The sequence below is a fragment of the Acinetobacter sp. 1424608 genome, assembly GCF_000588255.1.
Classification (GTDB): Bacteria; Pseudomonadota; Gammaproteobacteria; order Pseudomonadales; family Moraxellaceae; genus Acinetobacter; species Acinetobacter nosocomialis.
Genome location: NZ_JFXL01000001.1, coordinates 1 through 17,875 on the forward strand (window position 1 = coordinate 1; position 17,875 = coordinate 17,875).

Here is a 17,875-nt window from a genome sequence, read left to right on the forward strand (position 1 = left end):
ACTAAACCCATTACGGCTATTTGAGCCTTTCTTGGGCTGATGCTTTTCATAACCGAGATGGTCTGAAAGTTCAGTATTGAGTGCAGTTTCAATCATGAATTTTTTAAAGACTGCTGTCATTTGGTTTAAGTCTTCTGGTGTTTTTAGACCTTTAGCCAATTCGGCAGCCATACTTTTGATTGTTGCTTCATCCATGTGAAGTACCTTTTGTAATTATCCTCTGAAGGATAAATGAAAATTAAGTACTTACACAAAATTTAGAACAGTCCCGTTCTATTACTTTTAACCTAGATCCAGAAAAAGAAAGTCATTTAAAAATTTTGGAATTGGCAACTGCTCGTACCCCTTTAACAATTTACATTGGTGGTAGCGATGGCACAGCAGAACCAACGCTCACAACTGGCACTGTAACTTTGCCAACTACTCGTACCTTCTGGTCATTCCAAGCAACACTTGCTCCTTCAACCCCAACATTTGAAGCTGACTCACTCGTAAGCTACCAAGTCACTATGCAGCGTAGCACTGGCGTTCAAATTATTCCTAAAGCTTAATCAAGCGCCCCGAAAGGGGCTTATTTTATGGTGAAAAGAAAAATGGCTAAGAAAACTACAGCATTAAGTTTAAAAGATATTGCACAAGGTGCATTGATCGGTGAAATCCGTGAAGCAGTAGTAGAGTTTCTGCACAATGGCAAAACAGAAACAGTGGATGTCCGACTTAAACAGCTACCATTTGCAGTGACTGAGCCACTGTATACACGCCTGCAAAAAGGTGAAAACGTATTTGCTGAATGGGTTTCATTATGTCTTGTTGACGAAAATGGCGATACTTACTTGACTAAAAAGCAGGTTGAAGAGAACTTTACTCAGCCTCTAGCAAATGCTTTGTTCCCAGTGATTATTGGTCTTGATGAGATTAAGAAAAATAGCGAGGGAAAGTAGAAATAACCCCCGATCTAGAATTGTTGATGGAATTGGCAATGAATGGAATTGGGGGGAACTCAATCGAATCTGTAAAAATGAACCTTACTCTTTCTGAAATACGTCTTTGGGGTGAATATGTTAGGATGCGTGGAAGTTTAAATACTGGGCGCAGGGTAGAGCAGGTTATAGGCTCATTTATGGCCCTTTATAGGAATATGAACAGAGGCAAAGGCAGCAAAGCAGCAGATCCTAGAGATTTTATGCCTCATGAAAGCAAACCTGAGCCGCAGGATTTGGAGAGCTTTTTAAGAGCCAACACTACGCAGTAGTTGAATCATTTGCATGGTTTGATAAGATTCAGAAAACCTTATCAAACCTAGTTTTATGTCCCATAACTATATAAGAACTCCATGGGGAGATTTTCCTCCTGTTTGTGTGTTGAAACCACTTAATTCCTTAAAAAATGGCTCTCCTGAGGACTATTTATTGGCTAAAGGAGGGGACGTTAATGCTGCAATTCGTTTAATACAAGCAGTTCTTGAGTTAGAAGACTTTCTAAATATTCATTCAAAGATTGGTGTTTATCATCCAATAATTGTTCCAGTTCTTGCTCAAGAGAGCTTAGGGAAAAACCGAATTCCAGCAGTTTTGGCAGAAATGCTAGGAGCTTATTTCGGGTATGAAGTCTGCGATGATATTGTTCAAACAGTTAGAGCAAACCACACAAATGCAGGATCTTATGAGCGAATTGTAAGGCAGCCTCGATTTGATGGTGCTGTTATTGAAGGGCGGAACTACGTAATTCTAGATGATACTGTAGCAATGGGTGGGACGCTTGCAGCGCTAAAAGGTTTTATAGAATCACGGGGTGGGAAGGTTGTTATGGCAATTGCAATTACTGGATTTCACGTGCCATCAATTGACTTAGTCCCAAAAGAAAGTATGATTAATACTGTAAAGACAAAACATCCAACATTAGCTGAGTGGTGGCAATATGAGTTCGGATTCCCGCTTGAATACCTCACCCAAGGGGAATTGGGTCACTTTAAAAAGCCAGAATCAATTGACGTCATCCGAAGTCGTCTCATTGAGGCAGGATTTCAAAGCAGCCATGAAGGAAGCTAGAAATCGTCTTTCAGTTGTTTCAGATAGTACAAAATTCAGAACAAAATAGAATCCGCTTATGTGGATCACAAAGAACCGCTAGAGATAGCGGTTTTTTATTGCGCCATTATTAACCACTTGTTAAATTACATAAACTTTATAACAAATGGTTAAATCATGAAGAAATTACTTGTTCTTGTGCCAATGCTGGTTTTGGGTGGTTGTGTAACACCTGTTGACCAGATGTTAAATAATAAATTTAGTGATGTTGTGCCAACAAAACCACAGGTTACGGGAATTTGGACTACTTCGGTAGGGCCAAGCCTTTCAACAATTAAATTAAATGATGATGGCAATGGTTTACTTTGCGAGGACACAAGCGGTAATGTGACTTTAAATAAAGTTAAATATTCCGATGGAAAGTTATTTGCACAAAATGGGATGATCCTAAAAGTTTTAAAATTATCTGAAGACGTGTTGGAGGCTAAAACTACCGTCACTGCATTTAATATCACTATGGCATATAAGAAAGATAGTGATTTAAAAGCTGCTTCTTCGAAATGCGCTAAAGAACTATAAGTTTACAAATATCAGAGCCCGACTTTGTGTCGGGTTTTTTATTGTCCGGAGAAAAGTAATGGCATCAAGTTCACTTGGAAGATTAACCCTAGACCTCTTAGTGAAATTGGGGTCGTTCGAAAGCGGCATGAGTCAAGCAGAGAGGAAAGCTAAAGATACTGCTAAAAACATGTCGAATGCATTTAAGGGATTTAGCGATCAATTAAATCAAAGCATAGGTGGCACACAACTTGGGTCGTTCATTGAGAACTTCTCCACCAAGCTTGGTGCAATGCGTGGTGGAATCGTTATGGCTACAGCAGCTTTGTCTGGCATGGCTATTGGTGGTGCAGCAGTTGCGGCTGGTGGATTGGCGATTTTATCTGTTGAAGTTGCAAAGAATAATGTTGAGTTAGCTCGCTTTGCTGCATTAGCAAATACCTCTATACAGTCCTTTCAGGGGTTAGCTGGGGCAGCAGCAACTTATGGGGTAACGCAAGAACAACTCTCTGATATGCTCAAAGATTTTAATGAAAAAATTGGTGAGTTTGCTTCGGTTGGAGGTGGTGAAAGTAAGGACTTTTTCGAGCAGATCGCAGTTAAAACTGAGAAAGGTGCAGAAGGGGCTAAAAAACTTGCTGAACAAATGTCTAAGATGGATGGGGTTTCAGCTCTTCAGCTCTATGTAGACAAATTGCAAGAAGCTGGATTAAACCAACAGCAAATGTCATTTTACCTAGAAAACATGGGTAATGATTTCACAAAATTGGTGCCTTTGCTTATAAATGGCGGTGCTCTGTGGAAGGACTACCAAAAAGCCATGGAAGATGCTGGGATCATTACAGGTCAAGAGGCTATAGAAAAGTCGATTGCTTTAGCATCTCAGACTGAATCCTTGCATATGCAATTCTCAGCTTTAAAGAATAATCTTGCTCAAGCTGTTATGCCTGCTTTAAGTTCACTAATTGCATACTTCCTAGAAGGATCTGGAAAGGGAGGGCAATTTTCAGGAATTATTGAAGCTGTCGGAATTGCTGCAAAAACTACTGCATCACTTCTAATTGGATTATCAGCTGGTATTAAAGCGATTGTCCAGATTATTGCTGGTGCTATGGATGTAATGGGCAATATCGGTAAAACCGCTGTTAATTTCTGGAATGCACCAACTTTCTTAGACAAGGGTAAGGCGCTAGTAAACGGATTTAATAATAATGGGCTTCTACTAGAGCAGTCTGCAAAAAATGTTGCTGGTACTGTAAAAAATGCATACACATCAATTTCAGGAATTGTAAACAATCAAGCTGGCAGTTATGACAATTTAACTCAGGCAATCATTAATAACCGCAAAGCTCAACTAGATTGGACTAAGAATCTTAAGGGTGGCGTGACTTCTGGTATTGGACAGAACAAGGCTTTAAATCCTAAAGAAAAGAAGGAAAAAATCAAGAAGCCTAAGAGTAATAAGGGAGAGCTTGATAAAGCTAGACGCGAACAGGAACAATTAGAGAAAGCCCAACAATCAATTGTCATGCAATATGCAGATAAAGAGCTTCAAATTAAGTTGAAGTATGAAGAAGACAAGAAAAAGATTGCTGAGGCTTTTGCTAAAGATCCAGTTAAACGTGACTTGTATCTAGCTAAGGCAGAGGAGACATACAAGCGTGATGTTGCTGCATTCAAGCAAGCACAACGTGAAAAATACGATTCATACAAAAATGATCTTTTAGCACAGATGGCTGATGCTGAGGATGCTATTGCGCTTTCATCGATATCGCGCCGATTTGGGCAAGGTCACGAATATAACATTGCTAGCATGAATGTAGCATCACGTAAGGCAAAAGACGCTGAACTTGACGCGTACACAAATAATGTAAACCAAATTAACCGCGATTATGATAATCCAGCTGATGCTCAAAAGCGTTATGAATTATTAGAACAGGCCAAAGCTACTCATATAGCGAAAATGAAGGCCCTCGATGTTGATTATCATGACAATGCTCGCAAACTCATTGACGATCAGCATAATGCAACTTTAAGTATGTATGGAGCATTGCTTTCACAAAGTTCTTCTGTCTGGGGGGATATGACCCAGATGATTAAAGAAAGAGCTGGTGAGCAGTCTGCAACATACAAAGCAATGTTCTTAATGCAGCAAATGTTCGCTGCTGCTTCAGCATTAGTATCAACTCATTTGGCAGCCGCACAGGTGTTAGCAGATCCGAGTGCGCTAACCCTTGCGCAAAAAACTGCATACTCTGAAATGATCTTAGGTTTGGGTTATGCCAATGTTGGTTTAATTGCAGCTCAAACAATCCAAGGTATGGCCCACAACGGTATAGATAATATCCCGCGTGAAGGTACATGGCTTTTAGATGGTGGTGAACGTGTATTAAACCCTCAACAGAACAAAGATTTGACGAATTATTTAAATAATCGTCAAAACGGGTCTAATGAGGGCAATGTGCAAATTAGTCAGCAAATTACGTTTGCTGATGGATCCGCAAGCGTCAATACACAAGGGCAAAAGCAAATTGCTGAATCTCTGAATAATGCAATGAACGATTGGGCTAGACGTGAAAGTCGTCAAGGCGGTGTCTTATTTAATCTTGTAAGACGTTAATTACCCAAGTTTAACCACTTAAAACCAAATAAACCCACTCGAATGAGTGGGTTTTTTAATGGGAGTACAAAAGTGAAAAAGTACATTATGACTTTTCTGCTTGCTTTATTGATTGCTGTAGTTTTCTACATAAGTGCAAATTTAATTGATTTTAATCTAATTGAATATGCAACGGGTTTCGTCTTTGGATTGTCATTCACCCTCATTTTTAAAAAACAATCTAAGAGTACTAAAATTGCTGACTTAATGGACAAGCAATTAAAAGAATGGGGAGTTCGTGAAAGTAGGCGGGCAGGTTTATTCGCTCCAGATCAAGATACGAAGGATCTAGAAAGTTGCAAAAAACGTTTTAAAGATAGTCCGGTTAGTATGAAAGTTGAGTGGTCAAAAAAAGATGAGTAATCGTAAATTCACTTGGTGCCAAGATTTAGAGGGTAATTCAGGTTCACAGAGCTTTAATACTTTGTCATCTAAGTTTGGTGATGGATATGAGCAAAATGTCTCAATAGGAATCAATAACCGAACAGGTACTTGGCAATATTCACGGACAGCAAAAAAAGCCGAAATTATGCAAATCAAAGCATTCTTTGATGATCACAAAGGAGCTGACTCGTTTCTTTGGGATTCGCCTTTAGATGGTGAGGTTCGAGTTAAAACAGGTGAATATCAACCCCGCTGTTTGGGTGGTGATGTTTGGCAAATCTCAACGACTTTCACCCAAGTTTTTTACCCTTAATTTAAACCCCTTTGATGCCCCTTTTTAGGGGCTTTTTTTATGCGAGTAAGAAAATGACGATTCAAACTGTTAATCTTGGTTCAGCTCCGACTGGCGCAGGCGGTGATACTTTCCGTTCAACTGGCGCAAAAGTAAATGAAAACTTCACAAATAATACCCATGCAGCTAGTCGTTATGTAGGTACTGCTGCTGGGAATGTGATGGAAGTCGGTGCTTTTGGTTTAGGTTTAACTCAAAATACAAGATATGTTCCACCAAGTGAAGATATATCAAATTTGCCAAATGGAATGTATTGCATTGAAAATGGTGGACATTCAGGAATTTTGATAAGACAGTCAGCTTCTGCGGGTAAAAACTTGTTAGGGATATTAGGTTTTCCATCTGATCCTAATACGTCCGCTCCATTTTATTACAAAATTAATTTAGAGAATGGTAAAACCCTTCAATCACAACAAGCTTATAAATATATTTTTCATACAACTCAAAATACTATTACTGACAGTAATGGCTTCATTAAGTCAGCATCACCGGTTGTTAAATTGTTTGCAGATAAAATTGAACCTAACGATGAAGCTGCTGAACAACCCCTCTCTTTTGAGAAATTAGGCATTGGTCATTACCTTGTTAAAGGATCATCCGGTTTTGCTAAAGAAGGTTGGTGGATTGAAATTCCGACCGACACTCACGGCAATAAAATTTGTGCAGTTGAATATCAAACTTTAGAAAACGGTGATCTTGAAATTAAGACCTTCAAGAAAAAGCTAAATGATGAAGGCGATATTGTTGCGAATCTTGATGCACCAATCGATATTCCGAACAATGCAAATGGTGAGCCGCGCTGGATTGATATTCGTTTAAACAGTATCAAGAAGACAATCGTCAGAAAAATTCCACGTACTGAAAAACAACCGCGTATGGTCCAGCAAGTAAAATATGCTCCGCAGCTGACTTATATCACTAAATACGAAGATTTATTTGATGATGAAGGAAAAGCTGTAATTGTGGATGGCAAGAACTATAAAAAGCCAGTAACCCACATTCAGACTGATCAAAACGGCACACCCATCCTATCAAATCAACCAGTCATTAATGAAAATGGTGAGCCAGTTTTTGAATGGGTTCAAGCAGTTGATAGTGAAGGAAATCCTGTTTTTGATGATGTGCCAGTCTTAGACAAAGATGGAAATCCAATGTATGACGAGGTGACTTATGACCCTGAATAGTGATTTCCAGAAACTATATGTAGATGGATTAATCCATTTGTATGAACTAGATGCCAGCTCACTTGGAGCTGGCATTTTACGTTTCCACGGGCATATAGCTTTTCAAGATTGGGAAAAAATTTACTCATCCATCGGATCTGAAGGATTGATCGGTGCAGATTCAGGAAGCATTGGAAAGATTTTTGACACTGGTGATCAGAAAGTATGGAACCGAAATATTATCTGGCAAGGTCAAGTTTTTGAGCCAATGGCCTTGGAAGTATCTGGGCTTGAAATGCGTTCAGATGGTAAAGCTTCAGCGCCAACTTTAAGCATGGCCAACAATATCAACGGCATTCAAAATGCTGTATCTGCTTACTGTTTGCAGTTTAAAGACTTTGCTGGTGCAAAGCTTAAAGTCATTACCACTCTTGCTAAATATCTTGATGCCGAAAACTTTACAGTGGGTAACCCAACTGCATCGAATGAATCAAAAGAGCAAATCTGGTACATCGAGCAAAAGACATCTGAAAATGCACAACAAGTGACTTTCGAGCTGTCCAATCCAATCGATTTTGAGGGTTTAAAAATCCCAGTTCGCCAAATAACTTCACTTTGTCATTGGTGCATGGTCGGGAAGTACCGGGGTGAGGAATGCGGTTACACAGGTGTAGCAATGTTCACTGATAAAGATGAGCCAACTGATAATCCGGCACTTGATCGATGCGGAGGACGTTTACGTTCTTGCCGATTGCGATTTGGTGAAAATAAACCGCTGCCATTTGGTGGTTTCCCGGCTTCAAGCTTATTGTGAGGTTTTATGAAACTGACGGCAAAACATAAAAAAGCAATCATGGCACATGCTGATGAATGCTATCCACACGAGTGCTGTGGGGTGATTATTGATAAGCAATATATTCCTTGTCGCAATATTTCTAAAAACTCTGATCAATTCGAAATCCATCCAGAAGATTTAGCTATAGCAGAAGACCAGGGCGAGATATTAGCGTATGTGCATTCACACCCTGACGGAACTACACGAGCCTCAGAACTAGACTTAATTCAGATTGAGTTACATCAAAAGCCGTGGGTAATTTGTTCATATCCGGATCTTGATTTTCAAGTTTATGAACCTTGTGGTTATCGCGCCCCCTTAGTGGGGCGTAATTATATTCATCATTATCAGGACTGTTATGCACTAGTCCGTGACTTTTATGATCGTGAGCTAGGTATTAAGTTGCCAGACTTTGAAAGAAAAGATGGCTGGTGGGAGGACAAAGATCATCCGTCAATATTGATTGATAACTTTCCGAAAGCCGGTTTCTATGAAGTGGACACTCCGCAATATGGAGATATGTTGATTTGCCGAGTACCACGAACAGAACACCCAAATCATTGCATTATTTGGCTTGGTGATAATGCAATGCTGAAGTCCGAAGATACCGAACCTTGTATTGGCAATACATTAATTTTGCATCAGCTTCACGGCCGTAAATCTATACGTGAAATCTATGGACCGCAATGGTCAACCAGAACGGTAAAAATCTTGAGGCATAGAGATGTTAAAAACAATTAAGTTGTACGGCATCTTGGGGCAAAAATTCGGTCGTGAATTTAAGCTCGATGTCGCAAATACACGTGAAGCCATGCGTGCATTATCTGTTCAGATCGCTGGCTTTGAACACTTTATGTTGCATGCTCATGAGCAAGGCCTACGCTTTGCCGTATTTTTAAAATCAAAGAACTCAAGTAATAAGCGAGGCAAGAAACGCCCAGCGATTTATGACCACGAAACTAAGCGGCTCATTACCGGCGATAACATCGGTGAAGAGCAGCTAGACATGAATACTGAAGCAGACACTATTCATATCGTCCCGCGTGTAATGGGGGCTGGTGGCAATAATGGGATTTTGCAACTTGTACTTGGTGCGATTCTGATAGCTGCTTCATTTATACCAGGTATTGGTCAGGCTGCTCAGGTTGCATTGATAGGTGCAGGTGCTGGCATGGCTATGGGAGGGGTTGCATCAATGCTCATGCCAAAAATTGATAATACTCAAGACCAAAACCAAGACGGCAACCGTGCCAACAAAGGCTTTGGCGGTGCAGTAACTACAGTTGCACAAGGTAATCCTGTTCCAATTCTTTATGGTCAACGGGAAATCGGCGGCTTCATTATCAGTGCTGGTCAATATCCAGAAGATCAGATGTAAATTTTAATTAACAGGCGCTTTCTAGCGCCTTTTTTATTGCGTGAGATTTCTTATGAATGCAGTAGTAGGCGCAAAAAAAGGCAGTAAAAAACAACGGCAACCTGTCATTTCACCAGATTCTGCACAATCGAAAACTTTTATCAAGGTTCTATATGGTTTAGCTGAAGGCGAGATTGAAGGTTTAGCTAATGGGCTTCAGTCAATTTATTTAGAAGAAACTCCACTTCAGAATGCAGATGGAAGCCTTAACTTTGAAAATGTAAAAGTTGATTTTAGAAATGGTACTAATGATCAGGAATACATTGAGGGTTTTCCAGCAGTCGAAAGTGAAACCGCCATCGATGTGGAGTTAAAGTCTGAAACGCCATGGGTTCGAGCTTTTAGTAATCTTGATCTTGATGCTGTTCGTTTGCGCTTAAAGTGGGGTCCTTTGCGTACTCAGAATGCTACAAATGGTGATGTATCAGGCGTAACGATCGAATACGCAATCGATTTACAGACTGATGGAGGTGTCTGGACTGAAGTACTAAAAACCAAGATTTCAGATAAGACTTCTGCAAATTACGAGCGAGCACACCGCATTGATTTGCCTCGAGCTGATTCTGGTTGGCTTGTACGTGTACGCCGTCTGACGCCGAACTCATCTTCTGAATATATCAGCGACAAGATGTATATTGCAGCTGTTACAGAAGTGATCGATGCGAAATTACGTTACCCAAACACAGCATTATTGGGCCTTCAATACGATGCCGAGACCTTTGGAAACGTTGCTAAAGTTGCTGTGGATGCGAAGGGGAGAATCCTAAAAGTCCCTACAAATTATAATCCGGTTACACGTCAGTATATTGGAATGTGGGACGGTACTTTCAAAGAGGCATATTCCAATAATCCAGCTTGGATCTATTACGATATATGCACCGTAGACCGTTATGCTTTGGGTGACCGATTAACCCCGCTAATGGTTGATAAGTGGTCTTTATATCGTTTAGCACAATACTGTGACCAAATGGTGCCGGATGGGTTGGGCGGTCAAGAACCACGCTTTACTTGTAACGTTTATCTTCAGAGTGCCGAAGGTGCATTTGAGATTTTAACTAAGTTAGCTGGTGTATTCCGTGCTATCACATTTTGGGATGGTAATAGCATTATTTGTGATGCGGATATTCCCCAAGATACTTACTTCACGTATACCCGGGCTAATGTTATTGATGGCAATTTTGAGTACGCGGGAACCCGTGCTCGAGATAGACATAATGTTGTAAAAATTGCATGGGATAACCCAGCTAATCACTACAAAACCGAATATGAGTTTGTTCGCGATGAAAAGGCGATTGCTGAGGCCGGCCAAGTTCGTATTTTGGAAATTGATGCTTGGGGATGCACTTCGCGTGGACAAGCGCAGAGAGCAGGCTGGTGGGCATTAGAGTCTGAGCAACTTGAAACACGTACTGTGTCCTTCAAGGTTGGTCTGGACGGTTATATACCATTGCCGGGGAAAGTGATTGAAGTTGCTGATCCTTTATTTGCAGGTCGTGCAAATGGTGGTCGTGTATCAGCTATTTCAGCAGATCGTAAAAGCATTACGCTTGACCGTGATGATGTGGTCGCAGTTGCCGGTGACAGGCTGATTATTAATGGCGAGGATGGAAAGGCTCAAGCGCGTATTGTTCAATCTATCTCTGGTCGAGTTGTTACTGTTACTCATGAGTTTGACGCTATTGCTACTCAAAATGTGTGGGTAATGGATGCCCAAGATTTAGCAACAATGAAGTTTCGAGTGATCTCGATTACTCAAGACGAAAGTCATCAATTTTCAGTGACTGCACTTCAATATAACCCAGCCAAATTTGATGCGATCGATAAAGGTGCTTATTTTGATGAGGTTCCGATTTCGATTGTGAACCCGTCACTACAAGACCCTGTTTCTGATTTAACGATTACAAGTGAAAGCAGAGTAGACCAGGGAATTAACGTAGCAACAATGATTGTGTCCTGGGCGCAAGCAAAAGGTGCAGTTAAGTATCAGGTTGAGTGGCGTAAAGATGATGGTAGTTGGATTAAGCTGCCAATTACTGGCAACAACTCAGTCGAAGTACCAGGCATTTATGCAGGGCAGTATCAAGCACGTGTAACAGCGATTTCTGCATTTGAGATCGCTTCTTTACCAGTTTATTCAACTTTGACTGAACTCTCTGGTAAGCAGGGTTTACCTCCAAAATTGGCATTTATCCAAGCGACAGGAATCTTATTTGGCATTCAACTGAATTGGGGTTTCCCTGCAACTGGTGCTCTAGATACAGCTTATACCGAGATTCAGGTTTCACCGGATGGTACCAGCAACATTACTCAATTGGGCTTATTCGCTTATCCAACTACCACACATACGATTCAAGGCTTGCAGCCAAATCTGACTCAATTTTATCGTGGCCGCTTGATCGATAGGATTGGAAACATTGGATCATGGTCGGACTGGACTCATGCGACAACTTCTGCCGATGCAACAGATGTTCTTGAGCTCTTGAACAATCAAATAAGTGAAACACAACTTAGTCAGGATCTTAAAACCAAGATTGATCATATTGAGACTATTGATGCTGAAATTGGACCAATTAAGCAAGATATTCAAAATACGAAAGATCGGATTGCACAAGAAGTCATTGATCGACAAAACGCTATTCAGCAAGCCAAAGATGGTTTATCACAGCAAATTATTGATGGTGATGAAGGTGTTCTTGAAGTTGTAAATACTGTTAAACAGTCAAGTGAAGATGGTATTGCAGCAGTTCAGCAAGACATTCAAGTTGTTGCGAATGATCTTTCACTTGTAGCAGAAAAAACGGACGGTGTATATGCACAGTTAAATCCACCTTTGATTGGATCTGAGTCTGATTTGATCGGTAATGATCAGGGCTTCGCTGGCACATGGTCTGTTCAATCGGCAATGATCGAAGGGGATTTAGCACTTAGTAAGCGTATTGATACGACAGTTGTTGAAGTTAATGATTTACGTGCTTACGCACGGCAAGAAGTTGAAGCGCGAATTGAAGGCGATAAAGTAACAGTTCAAAAGATTGATACGTATATCGCAAGTAATGATAGTGCTCTTGCAACTGTACGCCAATCTGCACAGGTAGCAGTTGAGCAATCATCGGCAAATGCCGAAGCGATTGATTCCATTAATCTTGAGCTTGATGATAAAGCATCAACTGGTGCACTTGATCAAGTTAAATCAGATATCAAAGATGTTGATAATAAGATTATTGCTCAGACTACGAGAATTGACGGCGTATATGCACAGCTTAACCCGCCTTTAATCGGCTCGGAATCCGAGTTAATTGGTAATGAGGGAGGTTATGCAGGCGTATGGTCGGAGCAATCTGCACGTATTGAAGGCGATTTGGCTCAATCTAAACGTACAGATCAAGTTGTTGCAACGATTAAAGAAAACGATGCTTTATACAAGCAACAAATCAAAGCGAATGCTGATGCTGTTTCTGCAAACGTGCAAGCAACAACAACCTTGCAAACAACCGTAGGTCAAAACACCGCATCAATTCAGGAGGTGAGCGAATCAGTAAACGGCTTGTATGCGCAAAAGTACATCAAGCTTGACGTAAACGGCAAAGTTGCAGGATGGGGCGGTGCTAACGATGGCAAAGAATCTGATTTTATTCTGAACTTTGATTCATTTGCGATTGGTTCAGGTGATAGCACTGGTTATTACCCATTCATTTTCCGCAATACGCCTTACACCGACCCAAACACAGGCACGGTATTTCCGGTAGGGGCTTATCTCAAAACCGCATTTATGGATTATGCATCTATTGATACGTCCCATATTAAAGACTTGGCTGTGAAATCTGCGCAGATTGATAATTTGGCGGTGACTAGTGGGAAGATTGATGATTTGGCGGTGACTACGCTAAAAATTCAAAATGAAGCAGTTACAGTGCCAATTGGAGTCTCAAACCCAAATATTGTACGGACCACTGGGGAATTTTTCCCGCAATACTTTGATTTCACTGCTCAATTGACCGAGTGGGAAGCAAAGTTTAGCCCGCTTGCGACGATAACGCTAAATAGACAAGGAGGGCAATGCAGATTTGATGCTTCTTGTAATGTAGCAGCATCTGCATATTTGACTGCTTATGCTCAAGACAACGGCAATCTTAGTGAAAATGACAGATTGATGCTCAGATTAGTGCTTTCTGTATACAAAGGGTCTGTTCTGGTGGGGCGAGCGGAAGTGCCGCCGACACAAGTGCTTGGTCAATCTGGATTCTATTTTGAAGGAGCTATAAACGCTCTTGCGATAATAGACACTGATAACACAATTGGTACTACGACTTACACTCTTAAGCTTGGATTTGCAAATAGAGGGAGTAGAGCAATAAGAGTTGTATTGAATCACCCATCAGGTGTATTCGGTGTGAATAACATTCGTTTTGTTGCGCTGGAGCTGAAAAAATGACAGCAATTATTTCAAAAAATGGCGAAATTCTTCAGATGATTTATGCAAATGAAGAAACAGTTGTTTTAAACACCCCGAAAGATGGAGTTGCGGTTGATGACCCGCCAAGCTCAAATATGTTTTATCAGGGTGGGTGGGTAGAGATGCCTGCTCAGCCATCCCCGTACCACATATTTAACTATGACATAAAGCAATGGATTGACCCTCGCACCCTGGATGAAATCAAAGCCCAGAAGTGGGCCGAGATTAAAGTCATGCGAGATCAACTTGAGTTTGGTGGTTTTGAGTTTGAGGGCAATATTTATGACTCAGATCAAGTGTCACAAGGTCGTATCATGGGTGCGGCTGCTGCGGAGGTAGATCAAACATGGACACTTGCAGATAACTCAACAGTTGAATTGACAGCGCAGCAGCTTAAAGAGCTTTACGCTGCTTTGCAGGCACATATTGCAGGCGTTCACGAAAGAGGGCGTATTGCACGACAGAAAATTGAAACTGCTTTGACATATGAAGAAATTGAAGCAGTAAATTTTTAATTTAGAAATTTCTTAGATAGCACCCAACTGGGTGCTTTTTTATTGCCGAAATTAGGGGGCTGCATGGCAGACAATCAGCAAATTATAGATACATCGACCGCTTTGGCGGCCAGTAAGGGTGCAACATACGGGGGAAGTGTGGCAGGAGCAGTTTCGGCGTGGATCGGGTCAATCGATTTAGCATTTTGGGTCAGTATCATCATTGGTTTAGCTGGTTTTTTAATGAACTGGTATTACGCCAAAAAGAAAAATAAGCGCGATGAAATTGCACTGAAAGCTTATTTAGAAAGCTTAGAAAAGAAAGGTGACTGTAATGTCAAACAAGACTAAATATATTGCAGCAGTCTTAGCAGCTTCGGCTGCTTTTTTTGTGGGCGTAAAAAACGATGAAGGGTTTACATCAAAGCCAGTAATACCCGTTAAAGGGGATCGTCCAACACAGGGCCATGGTTCAACATTCAAACCAGATGGCTCACCCGTAAAAATGACAGATCCACCAATTACACGTGCGACCGCAGATAAGTGGTTGCGAAATGATGTGGCTAAGCGTGAAGTCGCGTTTAAAGATTCATTGAAGGGCGTGAAATTATCACAAACTGAATATGACCTATACCTCGATTTCACGTATCAATACGGGATTGGTGCATGGTCTAGCTCATCAATGCTGAAAAATCTAAAGGTAGGGAAGTATAAGGCAGCTTGCGACTCATTACTTAAATATAAGTATGTTGCAAAGCGTGATTGTTCTATTCGCAAAAATGGTTGCTACGGGGTTTGGACCAGACAAGTAGAACGACACGCAAAATGTATAGGAGCGCAGTGATGTGGATTGTATTTGCTGCTAAATATTGGCGAGAAATCATTATTGTGTTTCTCGCTTTTTTATTGGCCATATCTTTGGCCGTACTCAATTACAAAACTGGTCAGCTAAAAGAAGCTGAACAAAAGTGTCAATCTCAGATCCAAGAGATTGAGCGCAAGAATTTGAAAGCTCTTGCAGAAAAGCAAAATCAGATCAATAAAGTGAGCGCAGACTATGAGCAAGTCAAAGCAGAGCAAAACACTAAAGTCGAATATATTGAGCGTGAAGTGCAAAAGATGGTGGAGCGTCCTGTTTATAAGTCTAGCTGTATTGATGATGATGGGGTGTACCAAATCAACGATCTTATCAAAGCCGGTAATACCAGCTAATCTTATTCAACCATGCCCAAATCTAAATGAATTGGCAGGAACAACGGGCAAAGATTTAATGATCTGGTCAGTTGATACAGTTGCAAAATATAATGACTGCAAAGCAAGACACGGTGCGCTTGTGAAGGCTCTTGAGTAATGACTTTTTAGTGTGCAATTATTTGCTCAATAATCTGGATAATTGCACATTTTGAGCAAAGTTTTTCTCATTTCATATTCTCTCGAGGTTTTATCATGCAGCAATTAATGATCATGGTTTCGGAAGCGGGCAGGATGGAGAATACTTGCAATCTACCCGCTGACTTAGATAAGAATGGGAATGTTGTTAAAATCTACGACTATTCATTAAAAGAGTTGCCGATTAATTTGGACGGCACCGTGACTTACAACGGTAAAAGATGGACCTTTGATAAGAAGCAAAATTACCTCTAAACCTGTGGATAAATAGCGCATTACGCCAAATATACGCCAAAATATATATAAGTTATTGATTTTATAAAATAGATTGGTGCGCCCGGCGGGGATCGAACCCACGACCCCAGGCTTCGGAAACCTGTACTCTATCCAACTGAGCTACGAGCGCACATGTGTGGGGCACATCATAGGAAAAAAACACCGGTAGGTAAAGCACGAAATACGTACCAAGTGAGTTTAATGCTTAATTAAACAGCAGCTTGTTCTATTTTAGATGCGTTGCTGAATAAGCTGAATTGAATAATTAATAGAATGGAGCGTATGTGCTAGCTCATGAGGAGGAATACGTGATTCCTGCAAACTGGTAATCCATTGCATTTGGCACATTTTAAGTTCTTGAAGTGTTTTTATTTGCTCTATTTTTTGAATAAGTGGCTTTGCCATAAGGCCACAGTATTGGCTTAAGCTTTGCTTCATCAACTGTTGTATTTCTTCAAAAGAGAGCTGTTGAACTGGAATGCTTGGTTGGTTATTTTCAATATTTGAAGGCGCAGACGTTGATTGAGGAACCTGAATTTCTCCAACTAAATCATTACTTTTATTCTCATCAACATTTTTTTGATGTATTTCTTTAGTTGTTATAGATGACTCTTGGGGAGATATTTGTTCAGGTAACTCTGAATAATTTTCACTAGAAGGTGCAATTAGTTTTAAGTCAATGAGCTGTTGTATCAGTTCTGGTGGGGCGATCCGCTTTTTAAACTCGGTATCGAGACTTTGAAAATCTTCATGGTCTATTAATAGAAGTAAACGTCTTTGTTTTGCATTTAACGTAATATTACGTTGTTGAAGCGCAACTCTTCCCAAATTGGTTCGATAAAAACCAGACATTGTATTTCCCCAATATAAAAATGAAGCAGTCTGTTTGATTTTTCTCAATCAAACAGTACTGTTCTTAATAAAATATAAATGGGGTTAAAGATAAAACTCAAAAATGACAATTTGATGAAGAATTTATGAATATCATCTATTTAAGGAAATTAAAATGCGCTTTCTAATGCCTTGCGTAAATAGACATCGAGCTCGTCTTGACGTAGAAGCCATTGAATATAATCTTTAGGCAGTTCAGCAATTGCCGTACCTTTATGCTTACCAAAATTAATCGTATGCGGAATACGGGCTTCTTCAGAAACTTGGTAAAGCTCTTCAATATCTTGAATATTTAAATGATAGATAATATGCATCAAAATATTGGCAGTTAAAATAATGTCAGCGTCGGCGCGGTGCGCACCTTTAAGCATTTCTCGAGCTTTACCGCTGCCTTGGGAAATCATATAAATGAGTGCAGAAATATTATGAGCTTCGGCATCTGGCCAAGCTTTACGTGCTAAAGCTAAAGTACAAATCGGTTTAATATGAGATACATCGACGCCACAGCGAGCAATTGCGGCAATATCATAATCAATATTATGGCCAATAATATAAGTTGTGCTATCAGGTAATTTAAAGGTTTTATAGTGAGGCTGATTTTCTAGGTCGGACTCTAAGATATGGTGAACAGCCATTGCAGCATAAGAGATCGGAGCTCCCACCTGATAAAGCTGATCAAACAATTTGCTTTTATCTAAAGTGAGTTTACCTGCATTAAGTTCAATAGGGGCGTATGCAATTTCAATAGGCAAACCATTTAGTGTATGAGTTTCTGTATCTAAAATAATGGCTTGCATCTTTTGAACCTTTAAACAATTACAAGTAACCATCAATCTTAACAGTTGGCTATCTACTTTAAAACATAGAGTAAGGCTAGATGAGCTATCAAATGCAATTTATGTTGAAAAGTAGAAAATCTCGCTGTTCATTTTGATTAAATATCACTTGCGAAAAATGAAGATTAGGCGTAATTGTTT

At 40.3% G+C, this 17,875-nt stretch carries 20 protein-coding genes, 1 tRNA gene and 1 pseudogene; 18 read left to right on the plus strand and 4 right to left on the minus strand.

The window, feature by feature from the left end; translation table 11 throughout:
* Positions 1 to 195: pseudogene (locus J678_RS04785) on the minus strand (IS256 family transposase); the annotation flags it as partial.
* An 80-nt stretch (positions 196 to 275) separates the two neighbouring features.
* Between J678_RS04785 and J678_RS04790 the strand changes: the two are divergent.
* The 18 genes from J678_RS04790 to J678_RS0103830 all read left to right on the plus strand — a co-directional run bounded on the left by J678_RS04790 (position 276) and on the right by J678_RS0103830 (position 15,986).
* On the plus strand, positions 276 to 551 hold the full coding sequence (locus tag J678_RS04790) for a phage tail tube protein (RefSeq protein ID WP_228130765.1): 276 nt from the start codon (positions 276 to 278) through the stop codon (positions 549 to 551).
* 42 nt (positions 552 to 593) lie between these two features.
* The gene (locus J678_RS04795) at positions 594 to 941 is read left to right on the plus strand and encodes a phage tail assembly chaperone family protein, TAC (protein WP_031944630.1); all 348 of its coding nucleotides are present in this window, start codon (positions 594 to 596) and stop codon (positions 939 to 941) included.
* 38 nt (positions 942 to 979) lie between these two features.
* On the plus strand, positions 980 to 1,252 hold the full coding sequence (locus J678_RS0103825; protein ID WP_017393126.1) for a hypothetical protein: 273 nt from the start codon (positions 980 to 982) through the stop codon (positions 1,250 to 1,252).
* Between the two features lie 157 nt (positions 1,253 to 1,409).
* The gene (locus J678_RS04800) at positions 1,410 to 2,048 is read left to right on the plus strand and encodes a phosphoribosyltransferase (RefSeq protein WP_171057471.1); all 639 of its coding nucleotides are present in this window, start codon (positions 1,410 to 1,412) and stop codon (positions 2,046 to 2,048) included.
* 156 nt (positions 2,049 to 2,204) lie between these two features.
* Complete coding sequence (locus J678_RS04805; protein WP_017393124.1) at positions 2,205 to 2,606, plus strand: J517_1871 family lipoprotein; 402 nt, start codon at positions 2,205 to 2,207, stop codon at positions 2,604 to 2,606.
* Positions 2,607 to 2,664: 58 nt separating this feature from the next.
* The gene (locus J678_RS04810; RefSeq protein ID WP_017393123.1) at positions 2,665 to 5,205 is read left to right on the plus strand and encodes a hypothetical protein; all 2,541 of its coding nucleotides are present in this window, start codon (positions 2,665 to 2,667) and stop codon (positions 5,203 to 5,205) included.
* Between the two features lie 42 nt (positions 5,206 to 5,247).
* A complete protein-coding gene (locus J678_RS04815; RefSeq protein ID WP_000012520.1) occupies positions 5,248 to 5,607 on the plus strand; it encodes a hypothetical protein in 360 nt (119 codons plus the stop codon).
* Entirely contained in the window at positions 5,600 to 5,941 is a 342-nt protein-coding gene (locus tag J678_RS04820; protein ID WP_000071085.1) for a phage tail protein, read from the plus strand. Before J678_RS04815 ends, J678_RS04820 begins: the two co-directional genes overlap by 8 nt.
* 53 nt (positions 5,942 to 5,994) lie before the next feature.
* Positions 5,995 to 7,164, plus strand: coding sequence for a hypothetical protein (locus tag J678_RS04825; protein ID WP_031955721.1), 1,170 nt, complete (start codon positions 5,995 to 5,997; stop codon positions 7,162 to 7,164).
* On the plus strand, positions 7,151 to 7,957 hold the full coding sequence (locus J678_RS04830; protein WP_031955723.1) for a phage minor tail protein L: 807 nt from the start codon (positions 7,151 to 7,153) through the stop codon (positions 7,955 to 7,957). The genes J678_RS04825 and J678_RS04830 overlap by 14 nt, the downstream gene beginning before the upstream one ends.
* Positions 7,958 to 7,963: 6 nt before the next feature.
* On the plus strand, positions 7,964 to 8,719 hold the full coding sequence (locus J678_RS04835) for a C40 family peptidase (RefSeq protein ID WP_032027178.1): 756 nt from the start codon (positions 7,964 to 7,966) through the stop codon (positions 8,717 to 8,719).
* Positions 8,703 to 9,356 (plus strand): tail assembly protein, encoded by a 654-nt coding sequence (locus tag J678_RS04840; protein WP_017394010.1) that lies wholly within the window; start codon positions 8,703 to 8,705, stop codon positions 9,354 to 9,356. The genes J678_RS04835 and J678_RS04840 overlap by 17 nt, the downstream gene beginning before the upstream one ends.
* Positions 9,357 to 9,408: 52 nt before the next feature.
* Positions 9,409 to 13,827, plus strand: a complete 4,419-nt coding sequence (locus J678_RS04845) for a phage tail protein (RefSeq protein ID WP_031955725.1) — start codon at positions 9,409 to 9,411, stop codon at positions 13,825 to 13,827.
* Entirely contained in the window at positions 13,824 to 14,363 is a 540-nt protein-coding gene (locus J678_RS04850; RefSeq protein WP_017394008.1) for a DUF4376 domain-containing protein, read from the plus strand. The genes J678_RS04845 and J678_RS04850 overlap by 4 nt, the downstream gene beginning before the upstream one ends.
* A 63-nt stretch (positions 14,364 to 14,426) precedes the next feature.
* Positions 14,427 to 14,693 (plus strand): holin, encoded by a 267-nt coding sequence (locus J678_RS04855; protein WP_017394007.1) that lies wholly within the window; start codon positions 14,427 to 14,429, stop codon positions 14,691 to 14,693.
* Entirely contained in the window at positions 14,677 to 15,186 is a 510-nt protein-coding gene (locus J678_RS04860) for a lysozyme (protein ID WP_031955727.1), read from the plus strand. Before J678_RS04855 ends, J678_RS04860 begins: the two co-directional genes overlap by 17 nt.
* Positions 15,186 to 15,554 carry a hypothetical protein gene (locus J678_RS04865; RefSeq protein ID WP_017393826.1) on the plus strand — a complete coding sequence of 123 codons (369 nt, stop codon included), beginning with the start codon at positions 15,186 to 15,188 and terminating at the stop codon, positions 15,552 to 15,554. Before J678_RS04860 ends, J678_RS04865 begins: the two co-directional genes overlap by 1 nt.
* A gap of 234 nt (positions 15,555 to 15,788) precedes the next feature.
* Complete coding sequence (locus J678_RS0103830) at positions 15,789 to 15,986, plus strand: hypothetical protein (protein ID WP_031955728.1); 198 nt, start codon at positions 15,789 to 15,791, stop codon at positions 15,984 to 15,986.
* Between the two features lie 74 nt (positions 15,987 to 16,060).
* On the opposite strand, the gene J678_RS04870 is transcribed toward J678_RS0103830, so the two are convergent.
* The 3 genes from J678_RS04870 to J678_RS04880 all read right to left on the minus strand — a co-directional run bounded on the left by J678_RS04870 (position 16,061) and on the right by J678_RS04880 (position 17,695).
* Positions 16,061 to 16,137, minus strand: a tRNA-Arg gene (locus J678_RS04870).
* Between the two features lie 101 nt (positions 16,138 to 16,238).
* Positions 16,239 to 16,859 (minus strand): hypothetical protein, encoded by a 621-nt coding sequence (locus J678_RS04875; RefSeq protein WP_004707796.1) that lies wholly within the window; start codon positions 16,857 to 16,859, stop codon positions 16,239 to 16,241.
* 149 nt (positions 16,860 to 17,008) lie between these two features.
* Positions 17,009 to 17,695: a 3'-5' exonuclease gene (locus J678_RS04880; RefSeq protein ID WP_004707798.1), complete on the minus strand. Its 687-nt coding sequence runs from the start codon at positions 17,693 to 17,695 to the stop codon at positions 17,009 to 17,011.
* Between the last annotated feature and the right edge of the window lie 180 nt (positions 17,696 to 17,875).